Below are 6,102 nucleotides of genomic sequence, written 5' to 3'. Positions count from 1 at the left end.
ACTTAGTTTATGAAAAATCTGTCCAACGATTGGGGGGAATTATAGAATATGTTTGTATTCTGTAATGACGTTTTTCCCAAACCATGAAAATCTGTTTTCAACTTCCTTTTTAATTTCCTGTTTGTGAAGTTTGAACTTTAAAATTTGTCCTAATTCTGATTGTTTCAAGACTTCAAAACGATTTTTGCCGATTGCAAACTCTATTGTTTTTCCGTCTGTAAAAGTTAGGCGGTCTTTTCCTTTATCATCTTTCCATTTATCAACCAAGACAAGTTCTGTCCAATCAAAATCAGCATAAGCGAAATTTTCAGCAAAAGGAATGTATTTTTTGTATAGTTCCCGATTGTCTTTTAAACTTTGTTTAACTAAACTTGCTTTTTTGTGTAATTCGTCAAAAAGCGATGACAATTTCCAACCTTTTATTTCTCTATGTTTCTTGTATGCTTCAAGTTCTACAAGTGCATTTTCTAAAAGATTTTCGTCAATTAACGCTTTTGCTAAATCTAAATGAATATCGCCTAAAAAATCTTCATTTTTTTCTAAACTCAATGCTTTTGACAACATTCCTATTTTTAAAGAATTATTGGAAATGATACAATCTGAAAACTCTTTCCAAACGTAATGTTTATTTGCAAGTTCTAAAACAAGCTGTTTGTATATTTTGATTGCTAATTCTAATTCGTTGTTTTTGAAATGTAGCAATGCTTTTTCTCTCAACAACCACTCATCATCGGGAAACAATTCGATTGCAGTTTCATACGGTTTGATTAGCCAAGACAAATCTTGTTCAGAAGTTTGAGTTTTCAGAACTGTAAAAGCCTTTTTAAGTGCTTTTATTGCTAATGGCTTATATGTATTTTCTCCGTTAGTTGTTTCTTCCCAATCTCCTTTTCTTAAATATTCAGGATTCCACAATAGGAAAAAGTTGTAAAACTTAAAATCACTGTGTGTTTTAGAATAGTTTAAAGCAAAATTTAAAATCATAGAATGAAGCATTGACGGTCTTTCATTTTTTAAGTTCATATAATCTCTAAAAAACGTCCTCACTTCAACCGATGAAAGATTGCATTCTTCTGCTTTTATGTATCTGTAAATTATCCAACCATAAGATTCGTGATGTAGTTCAGACAATTGATTAGTAGCAATCATTGACTGCATAATGTTTAATGCTTGTGAATGTTGTCCCGATTTACTCAAATCACTTGCCTCACGAACTTGTGGGAAAATTCTATATATCAATGAGATTATTTGCGTTTTTATTGATTCGACAAAATCGTCAATATATTCAAAGCTAAGTTGATATAGTTGTAAAAGAAAAGTATTAGCTTGCTGAATATTACCTGATTCAATGAACAGTTTTATTTTATCAATCAATGTCCAAGACAATGCTTTTTTTATATCATCATCACTTGAATCCTGTTGGTACAAATTCAAAGCATAATTATAGGCTTCTTCTTTTTTGCCTTCTCTTCTAAGTTCATATACTTTTTTTGTACTCATTTATTCATTGAATTAAAGAAGTCCATTAATTTCATCTGTTAAACCAGTTATTGGTGGAATAACTTCAACTTTTCCGAAAACTCCATTTTTTTTATACCAAAATTTATATGTTGCTGTAAATCCACCTTTTTGAAAAGTATAAATTTCGTGATAATCAGGGTGTTTAATTTCAGTTATCCGAATATCGGACGGTTCAAATTTCTTTTTTATATTTTCATAAAATTCTTGCAGAAAAGGTTTATCAAATTCAAATTCCGTTTCAGATAATTCAATTTCTTCATTAGCTATTACAATCGTTTTGTTTTCTATCTGTTTTAAAATAGAATAGACTTTTTCCGTAAAAAGGTTTTTTGTTATAGATTGAATACTTGATACTACATTCTTTTTTGTATAATGAATTATAAGCTTTGCTGATTCATTTCCTTGTGAAAGAGTATAATGTTCTTTGAAACTATCGTGTTTAATACTGCTGATTGAGATATTTTCGTCTTTCAAGTATTCATTTATTGCAAGAAAAATATGCTTTGTAAAAGACACTTCATTAGAAAAGTCAAATGGAATTTCTAAACAGGATATTTCCTCATTTAACACAAGGATATTATCTTTTAATTTTAGGTGTTCTATTTTTGGCGGTATAAGATGTCCTCCAATAGTAAAATGCGGTTCGTCAAGCGTAAACAGGTTTTCTTTTGCCCTTGTAATTCCTGTATAAAGCCAACGGAAATAACTTGAATTGAAATAACCCATTGAAGTTTTGCAATTCAAAAATGTATTTTCCCATTCTCCGCCTTGTGCTTTATGACAAGTAATTGCGTAACCAAATTTAATGCGTAACGCATTAAAATACTTGTCGCTTCGCAAAGCGTCTTTGAATGGTTGTGTTCCGATCTTTAAATTTTTGTTTCGGATTTTGAAATCAATGTAAAGTGCTTTCAATTCGTCTGAACTCAAATCTCGGTGATGTGAGTATAGTAAGTTCTCAATTATTTTACATTCTATATCGTGTTTCTTAAAATTTTCGTCTGTGAAAGTAATTGTAACATTCCGAAAAGTTAGCGGAATATTTATTTCCTCAACTATGTTTTTGCTGTTTTTTCGTTTTAGTGGAATTGTTCTGCTTTCGGTTGTTTGCGAAACTTCTATAACAAAACCAATGTCACCATTTAGCAATTCCATTTGCGGATAATTGTAGTTATTGCTCAATAAAATTACTTTGTCGCCAACTGTGATTGTTTTTTGATTTGGAAAAAAATGATTTCTCACAAAGTCGTTGTAGCCTTTTACGGCTGAATTTGAATAAGCAATAATTATCGTTTCTTCGTCTATTGTGTTGTTGCAGGCTTGCAAATATTTGGGCAACAATTCTTNTGATTTGGAAAAAAATGATTTCTCACAAAGTCGTTGTAGCCTTTTACGGCTGAATTTGAATAAGCAATAATTATCGTTTCTTCGTCTATTGTGTTGTTGCAGGCTTGCAAATATTTGGGCAACAATTCTTCATATTTTGTTTTGTTGATGTCCTTAAAATCTGTTTCAATGTCAAGTTTATTGAAAATGTTTTCTTTTAAAGATTGACGAATTTTTGTTGCGTTGTGAAGTATTCCGCTGTTTGCTTTTTGTCTTACAACTTCGGTCAATTCAAATTCGTTTGAAACAAGTCCGCAATTTTCTTGCAAGTATCTTCCGTCAAGTGCTGGCGAAAAATTCATATTTACAGGTGGCAACTGTGCGTTGTCGCCAATGAAAATTATTTTTTTGCTGTGGTCGTTGTTGTCAAAGTTGATGTAACGAATTAAGTCTTTAAGCAAAAAGCCCGAACCAAATCTAAAAAATTCGCTTTCCGAATAAACATTTGAAATCATTGAGGCTTCGTCAATGATGTAAACTGTATTTGTCGGGTCTTCACTTATTCTAACTTCAAAGTAAAATTTGAAAGTTTCTGTTCCGTCTTCGTCTTTGGTTTTAAACTCTTTGAGTTCTTTGCTTGAATAAATTGTCTTGTGGATAGTGCAAGCCTTGTGTTTTGTTTTTTGTGAAATAACTTTTGCTGCTCGTCCTGTCGGTGCAGCAATAACAAAGTTTCTTTTGCTTTGCAAAAGAAAGTCTGTAAGTCCTTTCATTAAAAACGTTTTTCCTGTCCCTGCGTAACCTTTCAACAAAAAGCAAGGTGTCTGGTCGGAAAGGAACTTTTCTAATTCGTCAATAAGAGAACTTTGTCCTGATGTCAGCGTGTATTTTGAAAACGTTTCTCTTAATGTCATTTCGGCCTTCTATTTTTCGGTGCGGTTGGGGCAAAAGCAAATGTGCTGTAAATGCGTTGGCTTGGTGCGGTTGGTTGCACCTCTTTTGATTTTGTCGAAGCGTTGGATTGTCCGTTCATTTGTCTATCTGTTTATTGTTTGCACGGTCGTTCATAGGGTGACCGCTAACTCTCAAATATACGCAATAATCTTCTATATGCAAGGGTGTCAAGTGCCATTCTATTAACCCCTAAATAGTTGTTTTTAAGTGACTTGATTTGGTGTTGTCAGATTTTATCTATTGCGTATTTTGTATAACCTTATTAGATTTACTTTGGTAGATAATACAAAATACGCAGTATGGAAGGTATTAGTTTTTCTGGTTTTGATTTTCAGGAAGGCAGGCACAAGGATGCCGCAGTCATTTGGATGGATTTCAAATACGACCGGGCAGAGATTGATTTGGTCAAATCGCTGAATGGTAGGTGGAGTAGGTCTGAGAAATGCTGGTATGTGCCGGATTGGGAAAGGTCAAGGGTATATAAATGTCCCCCCGCAGGCCTTTGCCCTCCGGCGCCCTTGACCCGATTCCCCCGCTTTGCGTTCCGGTGGCCTAAGCGGTGAAATTATTCATGCTGCCGCTGAAAACAGACCACATGAATAATCCACATGGCCATTGAAAAGCAAATCATGCAACATGTGAAATGCTTTGGTGCGTACAAGGGTTAGGGGGAAACAAAAAAAACCATCCGTTTCGGGGATGGCTTGCTCTATATAATGAGAGTTCTGCTAAAGCTTTTCGATTTCCTTTACGGATAGCTTGGTGAATTTGGCAATCTGTTCAACGGGAATGCCGTCCTTTTTCATTTCGCGGGCAACGGAGATTAAACTTTCGCGCTTGCCTTTCTTCTTTTCTCTATCCAATAGTAACTGTTCAATACCCATTGTGTCACTCCTTTCTGTCAATTTTTCGACTTCTTGTTCAAAGATAATGTTTACTTCCGAGTTATCAAAACGCACATAGTAGCGTAAGAAATTCATCAGTCCCCTGATTTTTTCCTTGCTCATATTCCTTTCCAGCAATTCACGCGCCAACTGTATTTTTGTCTGTAACAAGGCCTTGTCGCTTTCGTCTTTGTCATTCAGGTTTTTGCCGACAAATGCCGCCTTGGCCGTTAGGACGACCAGAGCAAAAGGATTGTCGGATGCCAAAAGACGATTGGTATCCTGTTCGGCAATTTTGTACATATTAAACCTATACGAGATGCCTGTACCCATAAACTCTTCCTCATAGGTATTCGGTCTCGGTTTTTTGCTCGCCTCCGTCAGGATGGCATATGCAGAAATGCGCTTATGGTATTTATCAAGTATCCGGTAATAATAGGTGAACATCCGCAAGGAAAAATCCCTGCGGTAAGTGCCCTGAACTTCCACATGGATTAAAATCCATTCCTCAATGCCGTCATGGGTATAGACCTGCGCCAGTTTGTCGACCACTTTGGGGGCAAACTCATCATCTTCCGGTGGGAACAACTGCTCCAACTCCTTATCAAGGAATGTGATGCCTCGGCTTAAATCGAAGACTTTGTCTGCATCAGGATGGAGGAAGCGAAGGAAATCGTCAAAAACGTCTTCCAAAATCCCTTTCCATAAGTAATCGTCTTTTTGCTTCATTGTTTTGCTTGGTTGTACACAGGTAAAAATATGAATAATTTTCGGTCGCATTCTGGCAAGCCGTTTCTGTAAGGCCTCCATGTCGCTGCCGATCCGCGTGTCCAGCAGCTTGGCATAGTGTTGGGTGGTCTTGATATCGGTATGCCCCAGCATTTTTGAGACAGTTTCTATCGGCACGTTGTTGGCCAGCGTCACCGTTGTGGCGAATGTGTGCCGTGCCATGTGGAATGTCAGCTTTTTGGTGATGCCGCACAGGTCGGCAATCTCTTTCAGGTAGCTGTTCATCTTTTGGTTGCTCAACACCGGAAGTACCAGCCCCTTTGCCACGCATGGGGGATAATCTGCATAGCGTCCGATGATTTCCAAATAGTTTTTTGGTTTCTCCAAGTAGAAGAGCAAGGAATAATTTGTACTCATGATAAACATCATTTAAGTGAAACAAAACCAAGTCCCGAGCTTCGGGACGAGCTCTGCACCGCCACTGAAAGGCAAAATTTAAGTGGTGCAAATTAGCCTTGCAGCCTATGGTAGTTAAGATGTTCAGTTACTTAATAGGTTGTCGTTCAGCAACTTAATGCTCTTTCAGTGAGTAGCGGTAGGTTTGGAATTGACTCACTGAATTACTCACTGTTTTTATGCCAATACTCCGTTAAAAAATGGGACAAATTTCTGATTTACAGCAAAATAA

General features: G+C 36.2%; 5 protein-coding genes. 1 reads left to right on the top strand and 4 read right to left on the bottom strand.

Annotated elements, in window-relative coordinates; translation table 11 throughout:
• Positions 1-39 precede the first annotated feature (39 nt).
• The 3 genes from NGM62_RS21320 to NGM62_RS21310 are packed head-to-tail and all read right to left on the bottom strand — an operon-like array spanning position 40 to position 3,761.
• Positions 40-1,500, bottom strand: a complete 1,461-nt coding sequence (locus tag NGM62_RS21320) for a DUF7017 domain-containing protein (protein WP_262250333.1) — start codon at positions 1,498-1,500, stop codon at positions 40-42.
• Positions 1,501-1,512: 12 nt separating this feature from the next.
• A complete protein-coding gene (locus NGM62_RS21315) occupies positions 1,513-2,859 on the bottom strand; it encodes an ATP-binding domain-containing protein (RefSeq protein ID WP_262250332.1) in 1,347 nt (448 codons plus the stop codon).
• Positions 2,823-3,761, bottom strand: a complete 939-nt coding sequence (locus NGM62_RS21310) for an ATP-dependent DNA helicase (protein ID WP_262250331.1) — start codon at positions 3,759-3,761, stop codon at positions 2,823-2,825. Before NGM62_RS21310 ends, NGM62_RS21315 begins: the two co-directional genes overlap by 37 nt.
• Positions 3,762-4,100: 339 nt before the next feature.
• Here NGM62_RS21310 and NGM62_RS21305 point away from each other — a divergent pair, with 339 nt between their 5' ends.
• Positions 4,101-4,364, top strand: a complete 264-nt coding sequence (locus tag NGM62_RS21305; protein ID WP_262250330.1) for a hypothetical protein — start codon at positions 4,101-4,103, stop codon at positions 4,362-4,364.
• Positions 4,365-4,529: 165 nt separating this feature from the next.
• Here the strand turns inward: NGM62_RS21305 and NGM62_RS22325 are convergent, their stop codons facing one another.
• Positions 4,530-5,831: a tyrosine-type recombinase/integrase gene (locus tag NGM62_RS22325; protein ID WP_390938259.1), complete on the bottom strand. Its 1,302-nt coding sequence runs from the start codon at positions 5,829-5,831 to the stop codon at positions 4,530-4,532.
• Positions 5,832-6,102: the final 271 nt, after the last annotated feature.

Source organism: Parapedobacter soli (assembly GCF_025460835.1).
GTDB classification, from domain to species: domain Bacteria; phylum Bacteroidota; class Bacteroidia; order Sphingobacteriales; family Sphingobacteriaceae; genus Parapedobacter; species Parapedobacter soli.
The sequence above is the reverse complement of the archived record's forward strand: the minus strand, read 5'-3'. Positions and strand labels throughout refer to the sequence as shown.